Origin of the sequence: Vibrio sp. Of14-4, assembly GCF_022347625.1 — a bacterium.
GTDB lineage: Bacteria > Pseudomonadota > Gammaproteobacteria > Enterobacterales > Vibrionaceae > Vibrio > Vibrio pristinus.
Genome location: NZ_JAKRGI010000002.1, coordinates 1 through 24,093 on the forward strand (window position 1 = coordinate 1; position 24,093 = coordinate 24,093).

The window sequence follows — 24,093 nt, forward strand, 5'->3', positions numbered from 1 at the left end:
TGTCGATACCGTTTGGGATGGGCTCAACATTGTGTATGATTTGGGTAAAGTTGGCGTCGGCTATGCGACCAATAACCCTGTTATGGTTAATCAAGGTGCAGCCGACTTAGCTTGCGACACCGCCGCGATTCTAATACCCTATGTTCCTGCTGGCAGCACCAAAGTAGCCCGCTTATCTTCGGATGTGGCTGAAGTTGGGAAGAAGGTCGAGACACCGCATACTGTAAACACTGGTGGTAAGGCTCCCAAGACTTCTGAGCCAAATTCAATAATAGAAAGTAAACGAGCGGATGGTTCATCAAGCGTTACTTATTATGATGATAAAGGTAAAGCATTCAGTCGAGAAGATTATGGTCAACAAAGTACTCATGGCCCGTTAGGAAAGCGTGCAGATGGCAGATCGGTGGCCCATGAACACAGATTTGACTACAACGAGCGAGGCTTTCCAGTTAAGCAAGATGTTTTTAGGGAACTATCAGAAAACGGAACGCCCGTAGGACCTTGGATAAAAAACAAATGAGTGAAACTATAATCGGTTATATCAATTCTATTCACAGAACAGAGTTGATATCTACAGAAAATGAGATTCAGCAGAAGACGGATTTGGGGTTCAAGTTTGAGAATAATTTGAATTTGTATAATTATCCTGAGAACATATCTTCGCGCGAAGATATCGTGTATTTTATTATATCTGATTCAAATAATTCTAGTACTGCAACAATATTGCTGAATGAATATGATTACGACCCCGAAGATGAATCTGAAGGTAATTCCCACAGCAAAATTCCATTTTTATTAGAGGACAGGATTTTTGAAATTACCAAAATTATTAAAACATTACTAAATAGCAACTCAGTGAGAGAACTAGGCATTTCGCTTAGCTTATGTGATGAAATAGAGAAAGTTAAATACACTTCTATCGAATCATTCGAAGGTATTATAGTTGCTGATTGTGTAGCAAGTTGCCCACCAAATACACTGTACTTGGTAGAAAAATAGTGAAAGCCTTAAAATTTCACTTCCGTTTGAACTTAGCTGATAGAGAATAATCGATTAAACACAGGCACCATATAGACAGAATATGGTGCCTATATTTTTATCTATACAGCGTATTTTGACTCATACCGTTCAGAAAGTAGTGAACGATGAACTTCACTATTCCCTTACATCTGCATCTTATTTTCGACCAATTCACCTTGATTTCATCTCAGCTTAACCGTAAATTCAATCACTTAGACTCATATGGTCAAGTAACGTAGCGACTAAAATAATGAACCTTTTTCTAGACGCCATTTCCGAAGGCAAATACTGGGTAGCGGTGACGATTGCCTTCGTCTCAATTTTGCTCAACATCCAGAAAGTGACTGAGTATTACTTCTATCTGCGTAAAAATAGACAAGCCCAAATTTTAGCCGCGCTGCAAGAGCCTTTAGTGTCATCCGAGTTAAAGTCTCACTTAAGAAATGAGCTCGATATTGAATATTTTAAGAGCGTACATGGCGTGCGTTTAAGTACACCTATGCTAAACGCTGTCTTTTTACTCAATCAGAGACTAGGCGATAGTGTCGCCTTTCGGCATGTTTTGCGTGCTTTTAAGAATACACCCGATATCTCGGGAATAGAGCAGTACTCATTTCGTATCAAGGTTAGCTTATTTGAAACCCTAATGAAGTTGTACAACCTTATCGCTGGCATTGTTATTACTGCTTTAGGCTTTTTGGGCTTTATGTTGTCTATCCACATAATAATAACTGGTGGTGAGCTAAGCACTTATATGACGGGTATTCTACTTATTCCAATAGGCGCTTTTATATTTGATGATGGTGTGGCTTTTGTCTCGGTTCGCCACATTAATCAAGCACTAGAGGATTACGAGCAACAACGCCTTCAGGTTGATTGAACAATGGTTTGAATACGCATATAAGCATATGAAATAGTAACTAATTTCTCCGTTACATCACCGAAGCTTTTGATGATATAAATCCAAGTAAATCCCCTTCATCGCTGGGCGCATCACAAATCACGCTGCTTACAATCTTGATGGTTGCTTTTCACCGCATCATCACTCACAGCTTTCGCATAATTTCTCATCCTTTGTTTGTCGAAGATTCTGATTTGTAGCTATGCTGAATTCGAATTTAAATTCATACAAATCAACAATTTATTTGTTGCTTTATCAATTATACCTAACAAAATAACAAGGTTTAACACTATGAAAATGACAACAACGCTGCTGGCTACACTTCTTTTCGCTTCCACTGGTGCGGTTGCTAATACAGCCCCATTAACAGAAAAAGAAAACCAGTTGATCGAAGCGGCAGCGACTTTGGATATGCGTGGTTGTGCGGTGGCTTCACTTGAAGAGCTGCGTAATCCAGAAAGAAGAGGAGCACTAAATGCGTTATTCCAAAGCATGAATATGGAACTTCAAGGCATCGGCTATGAGTCAATGGGCGCAGACCTACCTAGCTCAGAGCAAATGGCTACGGCTATTTTAGCAATGTGCAAAGCTAAGTATTAATCGCTTAGCCGAATACTTTTCACCAAAAGAGTGGGAATTCTCCCACTCTTTTTGTTTAGGTATATTTTACCTGTTTATATAGTCACCTTTTCACCAGCCATACATCACCTAAAGTGTCTAAAATTACTCTTCACCCACGAACATACACAGACCCTATTTAATATAACCGTATGGGTTATAAAACCACATTGTAACAATGCTCCTTTTTTACCGAGGTTTAATAGTTTGTTCCCTCTTTTTTTGATTCACTTTTCTTTACTATGAATAAATCATTACGTGAGTTCTGCACATTATGGATATGGAAAGACTATGAATTGGTTCCTAAAGCAAGCAGCGAAGCGCGCAGCCAAACAGGCAGCAAAGAAAGCCGCAAATCAGGTAGCAAAACAAGCAGCGATGCAAGCGGAAGAAGCAGCGAAAAGAGCAGGACAAGCCGCGCAAGAAGCTGCCATGCAAGCCATTGAGGCCCCGCACATGAGTGACTTTTCCGAACAGGCTTCGAATGAATCATCTTCGCCTTTCTCTAAACAAGGCACCAAACTCACAGACAGTACCTTTGCCGATACCATTGGCTTGGCAATGCACAACGCAATCAATAATCAGCAGCAATCTCAGGTGACGACAGCCGCTACTGTGGCTAGCACCTGCGCAAGAATACTCGCCACATCGGTTGGGCCAAGCGTTCCGACACCCAAGGCTAATTCGATGATGGGCAAAGTCAAACCCGATGGACTTGTTCTTCATAACCCCAAAACGCAGTAAGGATATCTAAACCAATTAATTCGTGCTAGTTATAAACATTCAATAGAGTGATATGTTTATTATATTGTTGTTAATTTATAAAAAAAAAGTGATGGCAGTTAAACATTAAGGTATTTCATTTGTCAGTAATGAAATAGACCTTTTCAGTATAATAATCAAACACTATCATCCGCCTTGCTCTGCAGTCAAAGATTATATTAATCAAGGATTTATTGACTATGCACGAGCTAAACTTCAAACAAGAAATAACGAATTGAATAACATAAGGTTGGCTGATTATGCAGTTAAAATCTCTATCCCTTGCATCAATGTTACTTGTTGCATCAACAAGTGCATCCGCTTCTTTCATTAAATTGCTTAATGATGATGAACAATCTACGTACCATCTTTCTAAATATTGTGTAAATGAGCTACATGAGCTAAAAACAGAATCGCAAGATGCATGGATTGGCCAGTCAGAATATGTTGAATACCACGATGGGTTCTATGGATTCAACTACCGTGTATACCACGCGCCAAACTACTTTGAAACAGAAGAGCTTGCTGTTATCAGACTAAACGCTATCCCGGTGCCACCGCCAGTACCAGCAGATGCTCCGAGCCACAACTTCACCTGTAGTATCGATAGACGATAGAAACCAATATTTACCTTATCTGACGCACTGAATATAGGTTGAGGGCGTCGGCTGAGTATAAAAAGTCCGCGCGGGATATGTTCAATCTCGCGTGGATACTTTACAAACCCCGAACTAAACTGCTATTAGCTGACTTAGACGCCTTGCGATATGGTTATCTAACGCCATTTTACCTGCACCGCTAATGGCTAATGAAGCCGAGGAAGCAAGTAACACCAAACCAAACTCATAGCCATTATTAGACATAAATAATCCATTTTCGATATGAACACTAAAGATGGCCACCACCATAGTAAAAGCGGTCAGTATTGCCGCTGGACGGGTTAAAAGCCCAAGCAGGATAAAAAGCCCACCAAAAAATTCAGCACTGCCCGCTAAAAAGGCCATTAATACACCGGGGCCAAGACCTATCGACTCCATCCACTGCCCTGTGCCTGCTAAACCATAACCGCCAAACCAACCAAATAATTTCTGTGCTCCATGTACCATAAATATAATTCCGACTGGAATACGCAGAATGAGTGTTTCAAATCCCGAATTTGAAACTGATAACGCTCGAAACAGTGCCTTCATAGTTCTTACCTCAATATTTTCAAATAACAACAAACTTATCGTTATAACTACTATTGCTGACTTGAATTCAATACTAGTCGTACATAAGTCAGAGTTAAATCCCATATCGATGATGATATTATTCGAAAAAACTGAATGAATAACATACATCAACAATAGAAATCATGATGGTGAAGCGTAAGTTTTAAAAATTGTTAAATAAAACAACTCGGCTAACCTTAGAAAGTGTATGTTTTTCAGTTCTAGGACAATAATGATGATGAAGCTATTAACAGTTCTCCCCGTTATACTGGCATTGGCAAGCTTTAGTGTAAAAGCAGAAACAATTGCCGTTGCTGGCTCAACAACAATCAAACCTATTTTTGATCATCTTAATTACGTATTAAGACAAGGAAAAGTCAGCTTACCCGCTGAAGAAGTGAAATCCATTGATGCAATTAACCAAGCTCTGGGTCCAGATCAACTTGCGCAAATCAAGCAACACTTTAATAGCTATGTGTTCAATGTTCGCCCCGGAGGATCTTCAAAAGGGGTAAAAAGTGCCTTCGACAATCAAGTTGATATAGGTATGGCTTCAAGAGCACTAAAAGAGAAGGAGTCACCCCTTAAGAGCTCGCTCGATGTAGTTAGTATTGGTTCTGACGCACTAGTATTTATGGTTTCTACTACAAATTCCGTTGATAATATTCCTCTTAACTCGTTATCCCAAGCCTTCTCTGGGCAGATAAAAACATGGGAAGAATTAGGTACAACAGGTGGAAAAATAAGGCTACTAGGCAAAGGCTCACACCATGGTACTCATGATGTTTTTCTTGCCAAGCTCAACTTGAAAGGAAAAAAACTTGCGCCTATTACCTATTTCGAAGATGAACTAACCATTACAAAATCGATTGCTCAACGTTTTAAAAATGGACTCGCGTTTGGTTCTTTAGGGGCCATACCAAACAACGCACTTGGACAGACTGTCAAACTGGTCTCCGTAGATGGAGTTGCGCCTATGGTTGATGGACAATTTAACTCTCAATACGGTTATGTCTGACCACTAAACCTAGTGGTCAACAAGTCATCGTCAAACAAGCCGGGAGTTAAAGTTGTTTTGGAATTTTTCAAGACTGAATCTGGTAAAGCGCTGATCAAAGCTTATGGTTTTGTCCCCACACCTTAAGTGAGTAACCAATTAGTTTAACGTGCCATAAGGCATAATCACAGTGTCTGCTAAAGCAGGCAGGCACTGGCTGCGTTCAACTATTAAATCTCGCCATATGGTAAGCAGAGACATATTCGCCATTTCTGTATGCGAAAGCAGCAGATTCACCCTCAATAACAAAGCCAAACTTTTTATATAGACCAATCGCGGCTTGGTTGTCTGTGTATACGGTAAGTTCGATGCGAGATAAATTTAGCCAGTTGTCTGCCAGATCTATGATGGTTGAAAGCAACTTGCTACCCACTCCTAGGCCAGAATAGTTGTCTTTAATTCCCATCCCAAACGAAGCTACATGCCTGCGACGTGGATTCACACTAATGATGAGAGAAATATCCCCGACGATTTCACCCTCGACTAAAGCGACAAATCTATGGCAGTTATCTGTCATATTTTCGACCCTATCATGCCAAAAATCAGCCGATGGAAAAGGCAGTTGCAGCGTATTACTGTATGCGTTGGTGCATGCGTAAATATCTCTAATTTGCATAGCATCTGAGGCTTGTGATCGCCTTATTTCAATATCCATACTTCTCCTCAACAAAGATAGGGTCGATACACCCGAATAATTTACCTAATATTTATATGACTTATCGACGACTCAAGTCCTTCCATATTTGTACTTGTTGTATAAATAACTTGTTATCGGACGTTGAATAAGACTTGGCTACGTTCACCCACTGGGCGCCTGTTTCATCGATATGGCGAAATTCTATTTGAAGGGCATATTTCGCGCAGCGAGTGAGTCCAAAAACAAATCCTACTGTGGTAAGGCTTGCAACGACAATCTTTAACCATAGTGGAGACTCCTCTAACTGTGAAATTCCAAGCCAAACAGAACCAGAAAAAAGCAGTATCCAAAATAAAATCTGCCAAAAATTATCAAGAATGGATAATTTCTTAACACGAAATTGATTTATTTTCGCCAATGGATATACATCTTTTTTAAATCTAAATTCAGTTTTACTTAGTTCAAAGTCAGTTAACTTATACATGATTTCCCCTAGTACTACTATATCTAGAAAAGGATAGGTATCTTCAATCTAACAGATTGATTATTAGTGACTATAATAAAATCAAGATATACGATCAAGCACATAATTAATGCATTTTCAGGCGATTTATTGTCGAAATCAATACAGAAAAATTTAGGTGATTTGGTGAAAGGTGGACACCATATCCTTGGCATCCTTATACTAAAAATTTAATCTTTATTATTGAGTACTAGATATCACGCCTAGTTTCTTTAACTCCTTTGAGGCTTCTGCCATTGCTTGACGAAACTCTGGCTTAGCATGCAACCTAGCAAATACCGCAGAGCCCATTAACCTGCCTGCATCGACATCGCTTTGCCAATGTACGCCACATACAACACGGCTTTGCCCAAAATCATAGCCGCGCGCTAGCAGCACGTTTTGTTTCTCAGGGACTAACTCTGCTAACACCAAAGCTGCGGCCCAACCATAGGAAGCGTGACCTGAAGGATAAGATCCATTTTCTGACAAGCTCTTCTCGCTTTCTGGCGTACAAGAATGGGTATCAAAATAAACAAACGGGCGGGTTCTCATATATTCAAGCTTAGCTGAGCGAACCGCCAGCCTAGCACTGTCGCCACGTACCCTTTTCAGAACTTCAATAAGTTTGGGTGTTGTTGTAGGTGAGATATCAATGCCTAAAACACCACTAAATGCATCACCCATGTGATTAGCAGATAAGTTGGCATCGGCTATTGCAAGCTTCCACCTTCTCTCTCCTTCAAAATGTCGTGTTTGGATAAAGGCTTGCTTATCAGCACTCCATTGAACTGTATTTTCAGTTGGTGGAGGAGGAAGAATGGAGAGACTATCTGGTACTTCATAGATAGATAAGAAGTTTACAATTTCATCATTAGAGGCAGCGAAAATATGCGTGGACCATAATATCGAGGCCATAACAGCAACATTCTTGATCATCGACGAACTCCTTTTAGAATGGATGAACCCATTTCTGTATGGCAAGACGGATGTTCTTGATAAGAAGCCGTTAATTGGTCAACTCTAGCTGGATTCCAATCTCTTGTTTTTTGGTTATTCGCACATAGGGTCAATCGAGTTTGAACTTGATTCATTAATGATTTTATAAATTTCATGGCTTTTATCAGTTAAATAAGAAAATAAAGCAATAGTAAGGCTTGCCCTATTCTTATTCGAAGAACACACTGATTTATTCCGTAACCGGTATAAAAGTCAGTGACTTAGAGCAAGCCATAGCCACAGCCTACCCTAATGAGATAACGCATGAAATCAGGTGAAAACCTGAGGAGCCTGAGGTGATTGACAGATATGTATTCTCTAAAACGACCCTATGTATAAAGGTAAAAGTTATCGCTTTTTATCTACCTACAGTGAAGCAAACAACCAGTTGAGAACAGAAAATACCACCATACCACCCGTAACAATCAGTAATGTATTTTTGTATCTTAAGCTCAGCAACACGGTAATAGCGCCAGCATAAAAAAATGGGCTATAATGCAATGTCTCAAGAGAAGAACCATGACCTAAAAATACGATTGGTACCCACATGGCAGTCAGTACAGAAGGCGCCGTATACCTAAGAAGCTGCTTGGTTTTACTACCAAGAGAAATCGGCATTGATTTCATAAAAAACAGATATCGACATGAAAATGTGATCAGAGCCATTAAGAAAATAACCCACTCGGTATTAAGCGTCATGTTTTTCTCCATTCGATGTATAAAAGCCAGTAATCATCCCCAGTATCGTCGCGCCAATAAGAGAATACTCAAATCCTACCATGTCTAAAGCCAGTACAGAAAAGCCACTGACAAGCACCGCAAAAAGAGTCGAACGGTCTTTTATTGATGGGATAACAATAGCAATGAATGTTGCAGCGATTGCAAATTCAAGTCCGAGCTCCTCAATATTATCAATACTTGAACCTGCGATTATTCCGCCGAGCGTTGCAAGGTTCCAAACCAAATAAAAGCCCACTCCTGCTGTCATGGCATACACGTAACTAAACGAGCGAGTTTTATCTATATGACTGGTTGAAACAGCAAACATTTCATCGGTAAGAAAAAAAGCGAAAGCCATACGTTTAAACCAAGATAGCTTCATGATGTGTGTTTGAAAAACGGCTGAATAAAGAAGATGACGAGAGCCGATAACAAAAGTTGAAGATAGTATGGGCAATGTAGGGCTCATTACACCAAATAGAGAAATACCCGCCAACTGAGCAGCGCCAGCAAACACAAACAGTGACATTGCCTGTGCCTGCAACGGGGAAAGCCCTGCTTGAATCGCCAATGAGCCACACAGTACTCCCCAAGGGATTAGTGCTAAACACAATGGGAAAATTGCAACACTGGCTTGATAAATTAACCTAGCTTCACTGGGTAGTTTAAAGTTCAAAATCGATGGCCTCTTTTCTACAAATTGTTATGAGAACATATTTATCATACTTTTCATTAATAGATCTAGGCCAGATAATATAATTAACTACAATATTTCTCATAGGCAAATAATTAAGACCAAATATTATGTTAATATTGAACTCAGAAATTGATGTTTTTTTATTTATTCATCTGGTTCTCTAAGGTTTGAATACGTTTATTTTGTGCTTTAATGGCTTCGAGCAAGATTGGAATCATTGAGCGATAGTCAACTCTCAAATAGCCTAATTCTGGATCATCATGGACAATTTCAGGATAAACAAGCTTTAAGTCCTGAGCAATGAAGCCAAACTCTGTTCTATCTGAACCGTTAAGTTGGTATCGAACACCTTGAATGCGATTTACTTTCTCCATCGGGGATATAATATCGGTAATATTTTTCTTCAATTTTATATCACTGCACCATGGTTGAAACTTATCTGGACACACTTTGGGTTGTGGTAAATTGTCTGCATTGACTAAATTAGACACAAAGGCCATGACAAAAGTAATGAAATAAAGAATTTTGTTGTTTAACATAAAATCTCACTAAATAGTAATTTATTTATTTTTTATAACTATCAAATGCAAGAATATATTTAACCATATAATAAAAGCGATACAAAGGATGATATAGAATATCTAACCAATAAAATATAAAAAGCAAAATAATGATTAATTTATCCTTAAAATGATTAATTTTGGTGACGAAAAGCAATTAATTTAAAATATCCAGTTCGAAAATGTTCTTTTTATGTTAAAAAAATCCGGTGTAACTATACAAAACAATCTTATAATGAAGACATTAGCCGCAATTTTAGTTTTTTTCATGAGTGTAATAAATACTTCTCAAGCGACAGCTCTCACTTATGTCTACTGTGGTTTACCCGATGGCAGTGATTGGGATTGGTTGCTTGATGAACAAGGAAACTACATCAGTATAGAAGGGCAATGGAGAAGAGTATCTCTTCATGATTCAAGTTTCTTCAATGTATTCAACGTAGAGAAAGCAACCTTTGATGAAAAAAACCTAGATTGCCCCTCGGGTTATAACCTCCAACCTGCTGACCGCAATACCTCATATTGGGAAGTATTCCAAATAACACTTCCCAATGGCTCGACCTATTTTATGGACGGGCATAAGTCTTATCACAATACTAGCCGTCATCAAAGCCATTACCTTCGCTCATTGTAAAAACTCAAAATATTCACACTTATACAGCCGAGATTAAATAGTAATGAAAAAGGTACTCGCTTATTTTTTATTTATACTGTCGCTTTATCCCTCAATATCATACTCAATGACTTATGTTTATTGTGGACTACCCGATGGCAGCGACTGGGATTGGTTACTGGATAATAATGGAAACTACGAAACAATAGAGGGAACATGGGCAAGGATTACACAAAGTAACGGACGATATTTTAATGTGTTTCGTGTAACAGAAAGTCATTATGACAGTAAAGCGTTTAGCTGTCCCGCTGGCTATGTACCACAGCCAGCAGAGCGAAGAACATCAGGGTGGGAAGTGTTTGAAATACAAAAAACCGATGGTACAAGAATTCTACTTGATGGCCACAAAACAATCTATGACTCAAGGGGAGTACCGTCTGCCTATCGGCTTTAATAATCACTAACAGTACTTTTTTTTAAATATCTAAGCTTAGCGATAGAACAACTGGATATTCGCGCGAATAAAAAAGCGGCACTTTTGAGTTAGTCAATACTGTAATTTTTAGTCCAATTTACAAAAATTCTGGACAATTGTACGTTACGATTTCAGATGAATGTCAGGCGTTCGGATAAATTTAGCTAGGGCAAAATGAAAGACCTGATCCCAAGCATTTGTGGCGTATAAAACGACGAGAGCACCGACTCAATTACATGTTTCTGGTGGGAGAACGTAAGTACGACTTGAATATTTGAGGGAAAACTCGCGTTCAGAACTGCATTCTATATAACCTTGGTTATTGAGTTCATTCTGTATTGATAGATTAATCTTCCAACCATAGGCAAACGTAACAAAAAAAAGGCCGCCTAGAATTATAATGATAAATTTAGGCATCCATCTTAAACACCTTCCAGTAACAAAAACTATAAGTGCTAATAGCGATGCCACTATTAATGTATAGCTAATAGCGAGCAAGGAGGCGTCGTTAAGTGCACTGTAAACCTTTACTACGCTTGGGAGTTCCTTCGGTACAAATAAATTCTGTGGCGCAAGCAAAAAAACTAAAACTGAGAGTGCAACACATGATGCTAAAAACAATCCTGAGCGTAACCGATTAATTTTCATTAATTAATCCTTCAATTTCTTTTTTCATTGGTTCGGTATACTGATACTGATCATCGATAGCAGAAACAACCTTACCTATACCAAAGGCAGCTATCGCAAAAAATCCGAGAACAATGGCGGTGGGAGGTGATGCAAAGGCTACTGCCAAGCCAACCCTAAGCCCTATTGTTAGACCTTGAGCTATTACGCCCGCCACAATTCCCTTGGCTACATCAGCAGAATATTGGCCGACAACCTCACCCAAGGTTTTTTCATCATGCATTATGTAATCAACGGCATTGACTGCACCACTGAAAACAAGCTCTACATATATGTTACCTTTCAAGAAATTAATATTGCCCTTAACAGTATTCAGTGCGTAGCCAATTTTAAGCATTTGAGGTGTCGCTTCCTGCCAGCGAATACCGAGATCTAAATATTTAGGCTTGTAATTTTCAACGACAATATTCGTTACTCCATTGATATCGACCGCTTTAGCTGTTGCTCCCCATCCTCCAAGTTCTTTAGCGACTTCATAGGCACCTTTTAAGCCCATGCTTACACCTGTGTAGTCTTTACCTGTAGCGAGCTCTCCGTGAGTGTCTTTCATGAGTAAATCTAAATACTCGTTTGCTTCTTCAACTGTCATCACAGCAATGCTGACATTAGTTTGTTGAGACGTATCCCACTGATATTCTTTGGCTTGCTCTTGTAAGTCTTTATTCCACTCTTTTTCAGTAAGATCGTAAGCCTGCTGTGCAGCAGCGCGCTCTGCAATAACCCGCTCTCTATTTTCTGCCCAACGTTTCTCGTCCTTTACGGTATAAGTTAGTTCCGCTCTTCGCTCTTGACGTTGACGCGCTGCTCTTTCTCTTGTGGTTTCTTGCCTTTCTTCTGGGACATATGGGAAAGATTCATACCGCATGTGAGTTGGCCTTAATAAAAAATAAGCCAGATGATATCAATATTTTCAGTTATTTATAACGCCTCACAAGGTGTTTTGAGGCATTTACCGACCAAATAGTTATTTTGACTACTAAAACGCTCAAAGTGACGCTTTTAGTCCTCAATTTTTGAGAGCAAATATGAATAGAATCTGGTTTTATTAGGAATGGAAAGAAGCTTGTCAGCCACATTAATAAATTAGAATATAACGAATTAGTTGAGGTATTGAAAGTAGCGTCACCATAATTTGTGCTCCCACTGAACTTACAAAATACACCAAGCTTCAAACCAAAAATACACCGTGTAATGCATCAACTTTATGGCTTTTTTATTTATTTTTTTTGAGCTCATCAATATAATTTTTGACTTGACGCATTAACATGCGTGGTGCAATTAATTCGAATCTAACGTCATCCATTTCTTTCCATTGATATCTGTAGACATTTACTGCTATAAACTCATCAATGCTTGCTTATGATTAAGCTCTCTTCTTCTGAGATGACTTAGGTGATAAGTCGTCTGTTTTAAATTGACAATTGCAGGATGGTACTGTATTTACATACAGTCAATTAGGCTGGTCATAATAAACAACAGGAGCGTCTTTAATGGTAAGTCTTAGTTTGGAGAAGGGTATAAAAGAGCTTGTTGAAGGTTTTATCAAGGCAGGATGCCCTTCCGTCAGGAATCAGTCTATTGCTGAGCGGCGACAATGCTACTTGGACAGTGTCTCTCTTGCAGGGGAAAGCGAGCCTGTAAATCAAGTCAGAGAGGTAGAGATTGATGGTTTAACGCTACGCATGTACAAACCATCTGCTGAAGAAAGACTACCAGTAGCGATATATTTTCATGGTGGTTGTTTTGTTAGTGGTGGATTCGATACCCACGATCAACAACTTAGAAAACTGGCTAATGTTTCTGGTGCAATTGTCATAGCGGTAAAGTACCGACTGGCTCCTGAGCATGCTTATCCAGCAGCACACGATGACGCATATAACTCGACCTTGATTATACGTGAACACTGTGCTGATTGGGGTGGTGACCCACATAATATAAGTCTTGTCGGAGATAGCGCAGGAGGCCACTTATGTCTCGTAACATCTTTACGATTAAAAGAACATTCTGACTGGCAACCAGCAAAGCAAATTCTTATTTATCCTATGTTAGATGCGACTGCTTCGAGTCAAAGCTATGAAGATAATGGTAAGCACTACATCATTACCAAAGATACCTTGGTAACAGGGTATGATATGTACTTAAATGAAGTATCGCGAGAGCACCCTGAGGCAAGTCCTCTATATCGAACTGATTTAGCGGGTCTTCCAGAAACTCATATTCTTACTGCGGAATTCGATCCTTTAGTTGATGAAGGTGAACTTCTATATCGCAAGTTGCTGGATGCAGGAGTTGAAGCTCAGTGTAGAAGGTATTTAGGCGTAACTCACGGATTTTTTCAGCTCTCAGGCATAAGCCATGCGGCTAAAGAGTCCATTAATCAAGTTGCTACTATTATCCAATCCAATAAATGAGCTTTACGCCAAGCTTTACTGATTTTCCTCGCTGAAAGGTTGGCTCACATGACAAAAGTCGTTCAGTACAAGATTTTAGAGTATAGACATTCAAATGCGAATGACTTCAGTTTCATTATAATGGGAAAGAAGATGGGAGTTTTCTATCATGGTCTCTCTGCTGGAAACCATGAACAAAAGTATGGTGATTTCAGTGGCACGATCTGCCTCTGAGTAATTGCGTTAAATTGGAATGGGGCAAAAGACGTGCTTGCCGAGATCGTCGCTAGGACTTCCTTAGACAAAATTGAGCTAGTGACTTTGCTAATTTGGCGGATTCAGAAGTAGCTACAGCTATTGAGACATGTCTTATCAATTTTAAGAGGGAACAAGTATTGAAACTCGATCTCTTCTTGCTCAATTTATCTGGGATGGAAGTCCTAACACCTCTATTTCAAAGGATCGTCATCCGGCAGAGCATTATGAATCCAGAGTGCCAATCTATGTTTGATACTGGTTCCATCAAGTTTACTCTCTGGCAAAGGTGTAATTTGCTTAGCATCAACCAAAAACAGATAGATGGCTTTTACTTTCAAAGGCTGAGGAGACTGAGGTAAGTCAAAACCTTGCATTTTGGCCATTTTACCGCCAATTTCTAACGCTTTTTTGACCAGTTTGTCTTCGTTATGAAGTTTTGATTTTTTTGACATGAAGAAAACCTCTTTAAATAATTGCACTTAGACTACACCAAACCAACAAAAGTGCCTGTTAACAGACTCTCAGATTAAGCGCCAACCCAGCAAAGATTCTCGCTAAACTGCACTCTTCAACACAAGCATTCAATAATGAGATAAGTGAGGTTCAAGATTGGACATCAGAAAGACACGATTTACTGGTCCAGTTACTTGAGCATGAAACCATGCATGAAGGCCAGTTAATTAGGCACATATATGCACTAAAACAAGAACTACCCAATTCTATCAAGTGGGCGTAAATGCCCACAAATCGAGCAATTACTTCTCTTCGTTAAGAATAAATTCAATAAAGTTATCTCGTGCAGGATGGCTAATATCTTGGTTCCAAACCAAACCAGATTCCCATACTGACTGTTCTCCTTCTAACGAGAAAAAGATAATATTGCTATTCGCTATGTAACTTGCACTTTTGGGTATTATGGTAAATCCTAAATCAGCAGAGACTAAAGCTAACAATGTTTGAATGTCATCAGCCTCCTGTACCGGGTATAGTTTCTGCCCATGTTCAGCCAGCAACATATCTATCTGCCTGCTAAGGCCTCTACCACGTGCTGACCTCAGTCGTAAGTAATTTTTCCTTTTAAGACATTGCCATAGGTTGCTTTTGTCTACACAAACACTTCGGTGAAAAGCGACAACTAAACTATCCGATATAAGGCGAATAGCAGTCAAAGGTGGGTCAACGGGTAATCGGCTAAAGCTTAATTGAAGCTCGTCACGCAATAGCGCAATGTTTTGGCTGTGCGATGGTAAATCATTCAACGTAATGTGAATATTCGGAAAATGGCGCTTAAACCGAGCTATATAGTTAGGCGCAAGATGGTAGGACGAAATACCAAAACCTATATTAAGGGTACCTGTCGTCCCCTCAACAACCATATCCGCTAACGCACCAAAGGCTTTAAAGCTTGCAACTAACCGCTGAGCTTCTGGTAGAAGAGTCTGTCCTGCCTGCGTTAAACAGGCCCCTTGCCTTCCCCTATCAAACAAGCTTATCCCTATCTGCGCTTCAAGGCGCTGAATTTTTTTTGTGAGCGCAGATTGAGTAATGCATAAGTGTTCCGACGCAATACGGTAGTTTCCATCTTGTGCTAACTGGCAGAAGGTATGCAGCTTATCAAAATCCATTCCAATAACTCATTGAAGATGTAAGAAAAGTCATTATACGGAATGAAACATCCTATTTACACTCTGGGGAAAAGTTAGAGTCACCAAGGAAACATATATGAAAAATCTGCGTGTTGCATCCGTTCAGTTTAACCATCGGGCTAATGATAAAGTTTACAACCTATCAGTCGTTGAACACTACGTAAAACAGGCCGCTATTCAAAAAGTAGAAATCATAGTGTTCCCTGAAATGTGCGTGACTGGTTACTGGCATGTATCGAAACTGGATAAAGAAGCCGTGTTTTCTCTTGCGGAGTTTGTCCCAGAAGGCGATACATGCCAAGCACTATTGGCGATGTCGTCACAACATCAACTCACTATCGGCGTTGGCCTTATTGAAAAAGATCAATCTGGAAACCTTTATAACGCATATATAATGGCAATGCCTGATGGGAAATTAGCTAAACACAGAAAATTACATACGTTTGTCAGTCCATACATGTCTAGCGGTAACGATTATACCGTCTTTGACACCCCTTATGGATGGAAGCTTGGCATTTTAATTTGTTGGGATAACAACTTAGTTGAAAACGCTAGGATTACAGCGCTCAAAGGCGCTGATATTCTGATTGCTCCACACCAAACCGGAGGATGCAATTCTCGAAGTCCAAACGCGATGGGACTCATTGATCCAGAACTTTGGCATGAACGCAATACAAATCCAGATGCTATACGCGCCGAAATGCAAGGTCCAAAAGGGCGAGATTGGTTAATGCGTTGGTTGCCATCACGAGCTCACGATAATGGTATGTTCCTCATTTTCAGTAATGGAGTCGGATTAGATATGGATGAAGTTCGAACTGGTAATGCGATGATCCTCAACCCTTATGGCGAAGTGGTTGCTGAAACAACAAGTATTTATGATGATATTGTTATTGCAGATCTAGATGCAAAAGAACTCAGTATGTGCACTGGTAGGCGTTGGATCCGTGGTAGAAGGCCAAATTTATATCAAGCATTAACAGTAAAAGGAAATGAACTTACCCCCGCTCAAGCAAGGTTCTCCACTGAGTCTACCGGCTCAAACCAAGGTTTGATTGAGCAATCTCAATCAAGCAACTATAAATCATCTTAATTACTATTAATGCGACTTCTGAATTGGGAATAAGCGAAGAATGACAACGACCAAGCGCCGTGAGCAGCATATCAAAAAAGTATGCGACTTTATTGATCACAATTTAGATGATGAGTTCACACTAGAACAACTCAGCGCACTGGCAGCAAGTTCCAAATACCATTTTCATCGGATATTTAAGTCGTCTTTGGGAATAAGTGCTACCCAATATGTATTATTGGCTCGTATGAAGAGAGCGTCATTTCGTTTGGCATTCGAACATGAAGTAAGTATTACGGACATTGCATTTGAAGCGCACTTTGAAAGCCTAGAGGCATTTTCTCGCGCTTTTTCGAGAATATTTGGTCAGTCTCCTTCTCAATTTAGAAATCAACCTGAGTGGCGTGGTTGGCACTCACGGTATGACTATCATCCGCCAAAAGTTGGAGATAAAGTAATGGATGTAAATATCATTGATTTCAAACAAACCCAAGTTGCTTTAATTGAGCATATCGGCTCTGAAAAGCTGATTTATGAAACCGTATCGAAGTTTATACAGTGGCGAAAATCGACAGGATTATCGCCAATAAAAACACATGACACATTTGGTATCCCGCACTCTGATCCAAGTATCACACTAGATGAAGAATTCCAGTTTGATATTTGCGGTTCTTATCAAGGGGAAATACCAGAAAATGAATATGGGGTAAAATCCGGAGTCATTCCTAGTGGTAGATGCGCGGTTGCAATTCACAAAGGAAGCTATAGCCATATGAATGAAACGATAGAATACCTATATCAAAAATGGCTTCCTCAAAGCGGAGCCAGTTTACGGGATTTTCCGTGCTTCTTTCGGTATATAAACTTTAGCCATCAAGTGGATGAGTGTGAACTATTGACAGAAGTTTATCTGCCTATTCGATAAAAATAGTACTTGATGGAGTAGGGCCTAGCCCAATTATAAAGCTTAGTCTTCGAAGGAGACTAAGCTTTATGAGAACACAGCCATCGTTAGCCTTGGTATAAATATATCATTCAACAAAATAGACCAATAAAGTTCATTTAAATAACAAGCGAATCTATGTTTATTGCTTTAAGCAACCAGTATAATATAAACCTGCCGCATAATTGGCGATTACTAATATTATAATTTGAGGTTTTAATGAAAGTTGGTTTAATACTCATATCGATTGTTTTAATAGCATCGGCACAGGCTCAAGAGCCAAGAACTTGGCAGTCCATGGATTTAGGCAGCAGCCATAGCTGCGCAATTTCCACCTACGGCCAATTACATTGCTGGGGAAATAACTATTCAGGTGAGCTTGGCCTTGCCATTTCAAATGCACACACCTTTAACACTCCACAAAGCGTTAACATAAGATACCCTATAGATTCGGTGCACTTGGGAGGTGCACATACTTGCGCTATCTTGCAAAGTGGCTCGGTAAAGTGTTGGGGAAGCAATAGCCGGCACCTTCTCAGAAATCACTTACACCGACTTATTGCACCTACTAACTTAAATCTTGAAGATATACCCAGTGCGATAAGCATTAATGAAGAACATGCCTGTTATACACTCGCTAACAACACAGCAAAATGCTGGGGCGAAAACTTTTTTGGCCAACTTGGTACTGGCTCAACAAACCCAAGGCTACATCCTGCAAGTGTATTCAATCAAGAAGGCGTCTTACAGGTAGAAACCGGCAGCAATTTCTCATGTTTAGTCAATAACCTTGGGCAGGTGAAATGTTGGGGGAACAACTATTTTGGCCAGCTCGGTATAGGGTTTCCGCCTTGGCACCTGCAAGATACAAACTCGTACTTGATTCCACAGTTAGTTGAAACTCAAAATAGGGTTTTAAAAGTGTCTTCGGGCAAAGTATTTAGCTGTGCACTCAATGAAAATGGTCGGGTACTGTGTTGGGGGAACAATCAATATGGACAAATTGGGATTGGAAGTAACCTCAACTCTCCTCTTCCTCAAACGGTCACCCTCCCTCTGGCAGCTATTGATATTGAGGTAGGTGATCATCATGCCTGTGCAATCCTTTCTGATTCAAGTCTGTCTTGCTGGGGCAATAACCAATATGGACAATTGGGTATCGGCGATACGATCAATCGTTCGACTCCTGTCGGCGTATCTCTAGGCAGCGATACCCACAGTATTTCTTTAGGTGCCTACCACTCATGCGCTTTGCTAACCAACGGGGTGATGAAATGCTGGGGAGACAACGTTCACGGGCAGTTAGGGATTGGCAACAACATGTCAACCACGTTACCACAAACAGTATATTAAAAGATCGCGGCTAGACAAGAATCTCTATATCTTCGGTAGGATAAGAGCAGCAGGGCAATATATAGCCCTGCTCAATATCTTGGTCTGATATGCCACCTTTGTGATCCATAACCACTTGACCTTTGTTAAGCCTGAGCTTACACACGCCACAGCAACCAATACCACAACCTCTGGGTATACAATAGCCAACCTGCTCTAATTGGCTTAGCAAAGAAAGGCCTTGGTTATGCGCACAATCAATCAACTCACCGTTCACTTTAATGGTATGTTTAGGCATTATTATTCGATTGCCTTTCAAGATACTGCTCGGCAACATCCTCAAGTATTTTACCCGTAAGATTTAATGTCACTCTCGCTACCTGCTTAATGTTTTCCCTATCGATATCTGATGTCACCCACTTAGCGATCGCCATCTCCACATCTTTGGCATGTTGGGCATCAATTTCCGCATGGGCAATAAAGAAGGTCATTTGGTCATCTCTCAAGCCCAGCCTGCTTTTACATACTTCTAACAGCGGCTGCAGATGTTCATAACTATCTTCAGCCCAAAAACTGTAGCCAAGGCGAGCTGCGACACCCAATTTCATCGCAACACTATCTAGATATCCACTGAGTGCTGCCGTCGCTGGCAATGGCGGTGACTTGAGAACATCTTCATTGAACCCAAGTGATTTCAAGTCATGAGCCGCCATATTTTCGTGACCTAGTTCCTCCATTGCATGTTTCAAGGCAAAATGGATCAAACCAATATTCTTATAGCTTTCTGGAAATACCGCCGAAGCTTGATTTAGAGAATTATACTTGGTGTAGTGATACACTTGTACCATAGCAAGAACATAGAGATCTGGATTATCCATTTCCATTGCTAGCTTAAAGAATTGCCCTCGCTTTATTTTACTCCATTCATAATCACATATTTCTTTTAACTCATTAATTAAGTTAGACATTATTCAATCCTTATAACCCAAATACACGTTTAATCATAAATATGAATATTGATATTCCATTTAATCCTTCAACAGAGTCCCAATGCTCTTTTATTTTATTATTTTTTATTTCATAAATATCTATAGCTTTGTACTTTAGTGTTATACCTAATAATTTAGTCCAATGATTTGCATAGACAAATACATGATCATCACTTGAAAGTATCTTTTCTATAGAAGCTGAACCGTTAGGAAACTTCTTACTATAATTACTAAAGTACTCTATAAACCCATCTCTTCCATTATCAACAAAATTGCTATTGTTAATATAATTTTCATCCATATATTCTTTACATCTAGAAAAATCTCTATTTATAAAAACATCGGTGTAAAAGTCTTGTACCAAGGCAATATTCTCTTTCATAAATTTAGATACTCTGCTTGTTGTTCACTCTTTCATCCAGAATGTCTATCGCTTCTTCTTCGCTCTCAACATCCAAATTCAGACGTTTTATCATGTCTTGAAACATATCTACTTTAAATAGTAAGTAGTTATGATCTCTTTCCTTAATATAGAACTCTAACGTATCGTTACTAAAGCTAATATTCTTACGGGACATTCTAGGCTTAGTGTATGTAATAGCATTTCGAATACCTGTCGAGAGTATGATGGACGTCGAGGAAACAAGCGCCAAGCAATGCGCGACCATACGACTTCTGATCCCCTGAGTGTTATCAACGACTAATCTAGAATACTCAATATAATCATTTTCCAAACCTTCTCCTAAAAAGGCTGTTATATCATTCTCATTAATATAGTGACCTACTTCAAAAGGATAAAAGCGTACTCTTTGACTTGCTGTCATTTTTCCTTCTGAGAAAAAAGAAAATATATAAGAGTCTATATCATATTCATCCAAAAATAATTTTTCTTTATATCCATGAAAAACAGATTCATTTTTCTCTGAATAAACTTTCTTTCTTAAATCTGATAATTCCTCCAGATCTTGATTATTATTTAACAATCTTATTTCTACATCCTTATCTTTAAAAGTATTTTTTACAAAGTAATCTAATCTTTGACATTGCTTATTAATTTCATTAAACATAGAATTTTTTAATGAAAAGTCTAACTCAATTTTTGCTCCCATTTAAAATCCTCGTTTCTTAGTACTTAATAAATTGATACTAGTTCTTGTTACTTTCATGTCAAACTATAGATCTTAATATTATTTACATTTATTTTTATTTATGATCTTCCCCAAATAAAACAACATATAAAGTAATAGATTTATAATGTAATGGTAGACTAATAGCCTGTTTAATTAAATATTTCAAACAGTAGCACCTATGAATACTGGTGACCAGAAATAGAGATAAGCAGTACTTTTTAAGCTAAAGGCAATAACAAGCACAGCGACTCATATTTTTCATAAGTTATGATATAGAGACCGCAATTATAAATTTTACTAATGAGAGTCTTGTGATCTTCTGCCAACATTTGAATGACTAATGTTGGCACCAAGTAAATCTATAACGTACAAAAAACACACATACGACAATATATTCATAAAAACGAAATATTCGGGGTTTAGCTTACATGCCAACAACTTATGACAACAGTTTTACAAATGCAGAACATTGATACTCATCTTCCTACTCTTCGCTCGATTAGCGAACATGTGCAATCATACAAGTTGCCAAGCCTAGCCCAGTGTATTGTTCATATTAAAAATAGAAAAATTGACGCTAACAATATCAAGCTGGCGCGGCTGAAGAAAGATATATCGCATCAAGTGAGGACGCTAAAGCTTCATCAGGTTGGCAAAGATAGCGTTATAAGCGACAACATCAATTTAAAAGAGGCTCGATTATTAAACAAAGAGCTCGGGCGATTAAGTACGATTGACAAATTAGTAGAAGATCATAAATCACGAGCTGAAACGTACCTTAAAGAAACGGCTTTTTTGGGCAAAGTGGGCGCTAGGCAGCAAACCTCCACGGGCATTAATATCACTGGTAGTGTTGATGCAAGCGGCGCGAAAGTATTGAGTAAAACATTAGGCTTCGAGTCTGGCCGTCGCCTAGATAATAATGATGAAGGCTCAGTGCGAGTCAACAAAGTTCAACGTGTTATGGCTAGGCTGTGGACAGGCCTGTCTTTTAAAATAGGTGATAATGTTGAGCTAGGTGCAGGCGCTCAAACTCAGTTTTCAACGACTCAAACTAAATACAAAAAATTTACCAATCACACCGAGCTTTCTCAGTATCTAGCAAAAAAATCCTCATCTAAACTGATACAGCAGCAGCAAAAAGCCCTGAATGCTAGAGACACTGTGGTCCCTCTTCTCTCTGAGCATCTGACCAACTTAGATGACAAGAAGTTCGATCACCTATATCAGTCAATTCGACCAGAGCAGAAGAAAACATATAAGCATGGTATCAAAAATAGGCGAACCTCGGAGGGCGAGGTAAATGCAACAGCAAAGTTTGCGATTAGTCCTCATTATACACTCGGAGCTCAAGCCGCAGTGCAAGCTTCGAAAAGCAAAGAAAGCACCGTTGAGACAATGTATGAAGACCTTACCCAGCATCTAACAAAGCCAGAAAAAATCACTCAAGTTGCGCCTTTTCTCAACGCTTTTTTGCCCGATACCAAACAGCCGAAGGAATGGATCGCCTTTTCTGAGCAGTTAGAAAGAGACATCATAGATTACTCAAGCAGCGTCAAAAAACATGATTATCTCAAGTCATCCACTCGATGGAATGCATCGCATGAATGCAATAAGCACAGATTAGAAGATAAATATGGCAATATTGGTCGCCATCAACAATTGCAATTTTTCCATTTGTGCCATGCATGGCTGAATGCTTCTGCTCCAGAGTTGTCCCCGTCTTCAAAACATTCAGAAAACGATTTTTCTCGCCTTGCAGACCGCGTAAAGCAAGCGCTACAAAACGTTGACTTTAACTACTCTCAAACTCGACTTAATCGACTGACCAAAGTCAGACAACATGTCATGGAGACCAAAAAAGACATCAACCAAACCGCCAAAGTGCAAGTTGGCCCAATAGCTCTTACCATTCATGAACGCGAACGACACTTTATCCATCCTAGTCGAGTTCGATGCGGCGACTACAGAGATGTCAACATTACACTGTCAGCAAGCACCAATTTAACAGAGCTACTGCAGGTTCCTAAGCTGCAACAGCAACTTTCTGATGCACTGGCCAGCCATCAGCTTGACTCTATTGTTAGCATAAAAACCCTATTACAACTCGACCTGACAGGGTTAGTTACCATACAGAAACGCTGGTTTAAGCCTGATGCTAAACAGCTCGCATTTAATGACCAAGTGCAGCGCCAGTTCACTCGCTACTATGTGGGGAGCGATATAGTAACAAGCACAACCGGTAGCCTTCAAACGGGAGCTGGCTATTCACTCGATGCCAACTTACGCTATCAACAAAGGCAGCAAAAAGTGGTCGGGGAAGATATAGACCCTAACGATCTTATATACAGCCTAGTCAGATTTAATAAACTGTATAAAGATGCGGGCAAAGATCTTACCTCAAAAGAAAACCCTTGGAATGAATTTGTACAATTACACCAAGCCAGTTTTCAACAAATGTTGGTTAAAATGAGCGATACCGATAGTGCCGTGAACCATCAAGCACATACGCTACTGCAAGAGGCACAAAAAGAAGGCCGCTCTCTAATAACAGAAACCGAATTTTTTGATCATATGCGGGCCTATAAGAAAGCGGTAGAAGAAGCGGAAGACAAACAGTATGAAGACATTTTCGCTAACACTCTTGAGGCTTTGAATCTATTGCTGATTAGCCAATTTGTAAAAACAGAAAAGCTACATAAAGCAACCTGGACAAAAAAACCGTTCAAAGCTGAGCGTTCAAAAGCGCTCAGCAACAAAAGCAAAATTGCTAAGGCATTACATTTACAGAGAAAAGTGCTTCAAAACAAGCAAAAAGACTCTTCACAATAGTAGTAAACATAGGTTCACATCCAGTTTCAGTAATCTACTGAC

General features: G+C 39.4%; 29 protein-coding genes. 14 read left to right on the forward strand and 15 right to left on the reverse strand.

Features of this window, described 5'->3' with window-relative positions; all coding sequences use genetic code 11:
• From MHN79_RS02205 to MHN79_RS02230, 6 genes are all read left to right on the forward strand, one after another.
• On the forward strand, positions 1 to 520 hold a 520-nt coding region (locus MHN79_RS02205; RefSeq protein ID WP_239171523.1), incomplete at its 5' end, for a hypothetical protein.
• The gene (locus MHN79_RS02210) at positions 517 to 999 is read left to right on the forward strand and encodes a hypothetical protein (protein ID WP_239171524.1); all 483 of its coding nucleotides are present in this window, start codon (positions 517 to 519) and stop codon (positions 997 to 999) included. The genes MHN79_RS02205 and MHN79_RS02210, both read left to right, overlap by 4 nt.
• 271 nt (positions 1,000 to 1,270) lie before the next feature.
• Positions 1,271 to 1,900 (forward strand): hypothetical protein, encoded by a 630-nt coding sequence (locus MHN79_RS02215; protein WP_239171525.1) that lies wholly within the window; start codon positions 1,271 to 1,273, stop codon positions 1,898 to 1,900.
• A 312-nt stretch (positions 1,901 to 2,212) separates the two neighbouring features.
• Positions 2,213 to 2,521: a hypothetical protein gene (locus tag MHN79_RS02220; protein ID WP_152432582.1), complete on the forward strand. Its 309-nt coding sequence runs from the start codon at positions 2,213 to 2,215 to the stop codon at positions 2,519 to 2,521.
• Between the two features lie 309 nt (positions 2,522 to 2,830).
• Entirely contained in the window at positions 2,831 to 3,283 is a 453-nt protein-coding gene (locus MHN79_RS02225; RefSeq protein ID WP_239171526.1) for a RebB family R body protein, read from the forward strand.
• A 278-nt stretch (positions 3,284 to 3,561) separates the two neighbouring features.
• Positions 3,562 to 3,918 carry a hypothetical protein gene (locus MHN79_RS02230; RefSeq protein WP_239171527.1) on the forward strand — a complete coding sequence of 119 codons (357 nt, stop codon included), beginning with the start codon at positions 3,562 to 3,564 and terminating at the stop codon, positions 3,916 to 3,918.
• A gap of 114 nt (positions 3,919 to 4,032) precedes the next feature.
• On the opposite strand, the gene MHN79_RS02235 is transcribed toward MHN79_RS02230, so the two are convergent.
• On the reverse strand, positions 4,033 to 4,491 hold the full coding sequence (locus tag MHN79_RS02235) for a DoxX family protein (protein ID WP_239171528.1): 459 nt from the start codon (positions 4,489 to 4,491) through the stop codon (positions 4,033 to 4,035).
• Positions 4,492 to 4,744: 253 nt separating this feature from the next.
• On the opposite strand from MHN79_RS02235, the gene MHN79_RS02240 reads away from it, so the two are divergent.
• Complete coding sequence (locus MHN79_RS02240) at positions 4,745 to 5,530, forward strand: substrate-binding domain-containing protein (protein WP_239171529.1); 786 nt, start codon at positions 4,745 to 4,747, stop codon at positions 5,528 to 5,530.
• Between the two features lie 202 nt (positions 5,531 to 5,732).
• On the opposite strand, the gene MHN79_RS02245 is transcribed toward MHN79_RS02240, so the two are convergent.
• The 7 genes from MHN79_RS02245 to MHN79_RS02275 form a co-directional block, all read right to left on the reverse strand.
• Entirely contained in the window at positions 5,733 to 6,224 is a 492-nt protein-coding gene (locus MHN79_RS02245) for a GNAT family N-acetyltransferase (RefSeq protein ID WP_239171530.1), read from the reverse strand.
• Positions 6,225 to 6,285: 61 nt separating this feature from the next.
• Complete coding sequence (locus MHN79_RS02250) at positions 6,286 to 6,690, reverse strand: hypothetical protein (protein ID WP_239171531.1); 405 nt, start codon at positions 6,688 to 6,690, stop codon at positions 6,286 to 6,288.
• 219 nt (positions 6,691 to 6,909) lie between these two features.
• Complete coding sequence (locus tag MHN79_RS02255; RefSeq protein ID WP_239171532.1) at positions 6,910 to 7,647, reverse strand: phosphatase PAP2 family protein; 738 nt, start codon at positions 7,645 to 7,647, stop codon at positions 6,910 to 6,912.
• Positions 7,644 to 7,823: a hypothetical protein gene (locus MHN79_RS02260; RefSeq protein ID WP_239171533.1), complete on the reverse strand. Its 180-nt coding sequence runs from the start codon at positions 7,821 to 7,823 to the stop codon at positions 7,644 to 7,646. The genes MHN79_RS02255 and MHN79_RS02260 overlap by 4 nt, the downstream gene beginning before the upstream one ends.
• A 250-nt stretch (positions 7,824 to 8,073) precedes the next feature.
• Entirely contained in the window at positions 8,074 to 8,406 is a 333-nt protein-coding gene (locus tag MHN79_RS02265) for an AzlD domain-containing protein (protein ID WP_239171534.1), read from the reverse strand.
• Entirely contained in the window at positions 8,396 to 9,103 is a 708-nt protein-coding gene (locus tag MHN79_RS02270) for an AzlC family ABC transporter permease (protein ID WP_239171535.1), read from the reverse strand. Before MHN79_RS02270 ends, MHN79_RS02265 begins: the two co-directional genes overlap by 11 nt.
• Before the next feature lie 161 nt (positions 9,104 to 9,264).
• Positions 9,265 to 9,663 carry a tail fiber domain-containing protein gene (locus MHN79_RS02275; RefSeq protein ID WP_239171536.1) on the reverse strand — a complete coding sequence of 133 codons (399 nt, stop codon included), beginning with the start codon at positions 9,661 to 9,663 and terminating at the stop codon, positions 9,265 to 9,267.
• A 289-nt stretch (positions 9,664 to 9,952) separates the two neighbouring features.
• Between MHN79_RS02275 and MHN79_RS02280 the strand changes: the two genes are divergently transcribed.
• Together MHN79_RS02280 and MHN79_RS02285 are read left to right on the forward strand one after the other, a co-directional pair.
• Complete coding sequence (locus tag MHN79_RS02280) at positions 9,953 to 10,318, forward strand: hypothetical protein (protein ID WP_239171537.1); 366 nt, start codon at positions 9,953 to 9,955, stop codon at positions 10,316 to 10,318.
• A 106-nt stretch (positions 10,319 to 10,424) separates the two neighbouring features.
• Positions 10,425 to 10,751: a hypothetical protein gene (locus tag MHN79_RS02285; protein WP_239171538.1), complete on the forward strand. Its 327-nt coding sequence runs from the start codon at positions 10,425 to 10,427 to the stop codon at positions 10,749 to 10,751.
• Positions 10,752 to 11,409: 658 nt separating this feature from the next.
• Here MHN79_RS02285 and MHN79_RS02290 read toward each other — a convergent pair.
• The gene (locus MHN79_RS02290) at positions 11,410 to 12,324 is read right to left on the reverse strand and encodes a hypothetical protein (protein WP_239171539.1); all 915 of its coding nucleotides are present in this window, start codon (positions 12,322 to 12,324) and stop codon (positions 11,410 to 11,412) included.
• 625 nt (positions 12,325 to 12,949) lie between these two features.
• On the opposite strand from MHN79_RS02290, the gene MHN79_RS02295 reads away from it, so the two are divergent.
• Entirely contained in the window at positions 12,950 to 13,870 is a 921-nt protein-coding gene (locus tag MHN79_RS02295) for an alpha/beta hydrolase (protein WP_239171540.1), read from the forward strand.
• Between the two features lie 428 nt (positions 13,871 to 14,298).
• On the opposite strand, the gene MHN79_RS02300 is transcribed toward MHN79_RS02295, so the two are convergent.
• Positions 14,299 to 14,559, reverse strand: a complete 261-nt coding sequence (locus MHN79_RS02300) for a DUF5062 family protein (RefSeq protein ID WP_239171541.1) — start codon at positions 14,557 to 14,559, stop codon at positions 14,299 to 14,301.
• A gap of 303 nt (positions 14,560 to 14,862) precedes the next feature.
• A complete protein-coding gene (locus MHN79_RS02305; RefSeq protein ID WP_239171542.1) occupies positions 14,863 to 15,732 on the reverse strand; it encodes a LysR family transcriptional regulator in 870 nt (289 codons plus the stop codon).
• A gap of 97 nt (positions 15,733 to 15,829) precedes the next feature.
• Between MHN79_RS02305 and MHN79_RS02310 the strand changes: the two genes are divergently transcribed.
• The 3 genes from MHN79_RS02310 (at position 15,830) to MHN79_RS02320 (ending at position 19,121) form a co-directional block, all read left to right on the forward strand.
• Entirely contained in the window at positions 15,830 to 16,846 is a 1,017-nt protein-coding gene (locus MHN79_RS02310; protein WP_239171543.1) for a nitrilase family protein, read from the forward strand.
• 40 nt (positions 16,847 to 16,886) lie between these two features.
• Entirely contained in the window at positions 16,887 to 17,750 is an 864-nt protein-coding gene (locus tag MHN79_RS02315) for an AraC family transcriptional regulator (RefSeq protein WP_239171544.1), read from the forward strand.
• Positions 17,751 to 17,987: 237 nt separating this feature from the next.
• A complete protein-coding gene (locus tag MHN79_RS02320) occupies positions 17,988 to 19,121 on the forward strand; it encodes a hypothetical protein (RefSeq protein ID WP_239171545.1) in 1,134 nt (377 codons plus the stop codon).
• 10 nt (positions 19,122 to 19,131) lie between these two features.
• On the opposite strand, the gene MHN79_RS02325 is transcribed toward MHN79_RS02320, so the two are convergent.
• From MHN79_RS02325 to MHN79_RS02340, 4 genes are read right to left on the reverse strand one after another with little or no spacing between them, the layout of a single operon-like run.
• Positions 19,132 to 19,398: a 2Fe-2S iron-sulfur cluster-binding protein gene (locus tag MHN79_RS02325; RefSeq protein WP_239171546.1), complete on the reverse strand. Its 267-nt coding sequence runs from the start codon at positions 19,396 to 19,398 to the stop codon at positions 19,132 to 19,134.
• Positions 19,391 to 20,068: an iron-containing redox enzyme family protein gene (locus tag MHN79_RS02330; protein WP_239171547.1), complete on the reverse strand. Its 678-nt coding sequence runs from the start codon at positions 20,066 to 20,068 to the stop codon at positions 19,391 to 19,393. Before MHN79_RS02330 ends, MHN79_RS02325 begins: the two co-directional genes overlap by 8 nt.
• 10 nt (positions 20,069 to 20,078) lie before the next feature.
• Positions 20,079 to 20,471 (reverse strand): ester cyclase, encoded by a 393-nt coding sequence (locus MHN79_RS02335; RefSeq protein WP_239171548.1) that lies wholly within the window; start codon positions 20,469 to 20,471, stop codon positions 20,079 to 20,081.
• 4 nt (positions 20,472 to 20,475) lie between these two features.
• Entirely contained in the window at positions 20,476 to 21,198 is a 723-nt protein-coding gene (locus MHN79_RS02340) for a hypothetical protein (RefSeq protein WP_239171549.1), read from the reverse strand.
• 462 nt (positions 21,199 to 21,660) lie between these two features.
• On the opposite strand from MHN79_RS02340, the gene MHN79_RS02345 reads away from it, so the two are divergent.
• Positions 21,661 to 24,051 (forward strand): hypothetical protein, encoded by a 2,391-nt coding sequence (locus MHN79_RS02345; protein ID WP_239171550.1) that lies wholly within the window; start codon positions 21,661 to 21,663, stop codon positions 24,049 to 24,051.
• The last annotated feature ends 42 nt before the right edge of the window (positions 24,052 to 24,093 follow it).

What these genes read in the sequence shown, in the direction of transcription:
- MHN79_RS02210 (WP_239171524.1), top strand. Translation starts at nt 517, where the DNA reads ATGAGTGAAACTATAATCGGTTATATCAATTCTATTCACAGAACAGAG.
- MHN79_RS02215 (WP_239171525.1), top strand. Translation starts at nt 1,271, where the DNA reads ATGAACCTTTTTCTAGACGCCATTTCCGAAGGCAAATACTGGGTAGCG.
- MHN79_RS02220 (WP_152432582.1), top strand. Translation starts at nt 2,213, where the DNA reads ATGAAAATGACAACAACGCTGCTGGCTACACTTCTTTTCGCTTCCACT.
- MHN79_RS02225 (WP_239171526.1), top strand. Translation starts at nt 2,831, where the DNA reads ATGAATTGGTTCCTAAAGCAAGCAGCGAAGCGCGCAGCCAAACAGGCA.
- MHN79_RS02230 (WP_239171527.1), top strand. Translation starts at nt 3,562, where the DNA reads ATGCAGTTAAAATCTCTATCCCTTGCATCAATGTTACTTGTTGCATCA.
- MHN79_RS02235 (WP_239171528.1), bottom strand. Translation starts at nt 4,491, where the DNA reads ATGAAGGCACTGTTTCGAGCGTTATCAGTTTCAAATTCGGGATTTGAA.
- MHN79_RS02240 (WP_239171529.1), top strand. Translation starts at nt 4,745, where the DNA reads ATGATGATGAAGCTATTAACAGTTCTCCCCGTTATACTGGCATTGGCA.
- MHN79_RS02245 (WP_239171530.1), bottom strand. Translation starts at nt 6,224, where the DNA reads ATGGATATTGAAATAAGGCGATCACAAGCCTCAGATGCTATGCAAATT.
- MHN79_RS02250 (WP_239171531.1), bottom strand. Translation starts at nt 6,690, where the DNA reads ATGTATAAGTTAACTGACTTTGAACTAAGTAAAACTGAATTTAGATTT.
- MHN79_RS02255 (WP_239171532.1), bottom strand. Translation starts at nt 7,647, where the DNA reads ATGATCAAGAATGTTGCTGTTATGGCCTCGATATTATGGTCCACGCAT.
- MHN79_RS02260 (WP_239171533.1), bottom strand. Translation starts at nt 7,823, where the DNA reads ATGAAATTTATAAAATCATTAATGAATCAAGTTCAAACTCGATTGACC.
- MHN79_RS02265 (WP_239171534.1), bottom strand. Translation starts at nt 8,406, where the DNA reads ATGACGCTTAATACCGAGTGGGTTATTTTCTTAATGGCTCTGATCACA.
- MHN79_RS02275 (WP_239171536.1), bottom strand. Translation starts at nt 9,663, where the DNA reads ATGTTAAACAACAAAATTCTTTATTTCATTACTTTTGTCATGGCCTTT.
- MHN79_RS02280 (WP_239171537.1), top strand. Translation starts at nt 9,953, where the DNA reads ATGAGTGTAATAAATACTTCTCAAGCGACAGCTCTCACTTATGTCTAC.
- MHN79_RS02285 (WP_239171538.1), top strand. Translation starts at nt 10,425, where the DNA reads ATGACTTATGTTTATTGTGGACTACCCGATGGCAGCGACTGGGATTGG.
- MHN79_RS02290 (WP_239171539.1), bottom strand. Translation starts at nt 12,324, where the DNA reads ATGCGGTATGAATCTTTCCCATATGTCCCAGAAGAAAGGCAAGAAACC.
- MHN79_RS02295 (WP_239171540.1), top strand. Translation starts at nt 12,950, where the DNA reads ATGGTAAGTCTTAGTTTGGAGAAGGGTATAAAAGAGCTTGTTGAAGGT.
- MHN79_RS02300 (WP_239171541.1), bottom strand. Translation starts at nt 14,559, where the DNA reads ATGTCAAAAAAATCAAAACTTCATAACGAAGACAAACTGGTCAAAAAA.
- MHN79_RS02305 (WP_239171542.1), bottom strand. Translation starts at nt 15,732, where the DNA reads ATGGATTTTGATAAGCTGCATACCTTCTGCCAGTTAGCACAAGATGGA.
- MHN79_RS02310 (WP_239171543.1), top strand. Translation starts at nt 15,830, where the DNA reads ATGAAAAATCTGCGTGTTGCATCCGTTCAGTTTAACCATCGGGCTAAT.
- MHN79_RS02315 (WP_239171544.1), top strand. Translation starts at nt 16,887, where the DNA reads ATGACAACGACCAAGCGCCGTGAGCAGCATATCAAAAAAGTATGCGAC.
- MHN79_RS02320 (WP_239171545.1), top strand. Translation starts at nt 17,988, where the DNA reads ATGAAAGTTGGTTTAATACTCATATCGATTGTTTTAATAGCATCGGCA.
- MHN79_RS02325 (WP_239171546.1), bottom strand. Translation starts at nt 19,398, where the DNA reads ATGCCTAAACATACCATTAAAGTGAACGGTGAGTTGATTGATTGTGCG.
- MHN79_RS02330 (WP_239171547.1), bottom strand. Translation starts at nt 20,068, where the DNA reads ATGTCTAACTTAATTAATGAGTTAAAAGAAATATGTGATTATGAATGG.
- MHN79_RS02335 (WP_239171548.1), bottom strand. Translation starts at nt 20,471, where the DNA reads ATGAAAGAGAATATTGCCTTGGTACAAGACTTTTACACCGATGTTTTT.
- MHN79_RS02340 (WP_239171549.1), bottom strand. Translation starts at nt 21,198, where the DNA reads ATGGGAGCAAAAATTGAGTTAGACTTTTCATTAAAAAATTCTATGTTT.
- MHN79_RS02345 (WP_239171550.1), top strand. Translation starts at nt 21,661, where the DNA reads ATGACAACAGTTTTACAAATGCAGAACATTGATACTCATCTTCCTACT.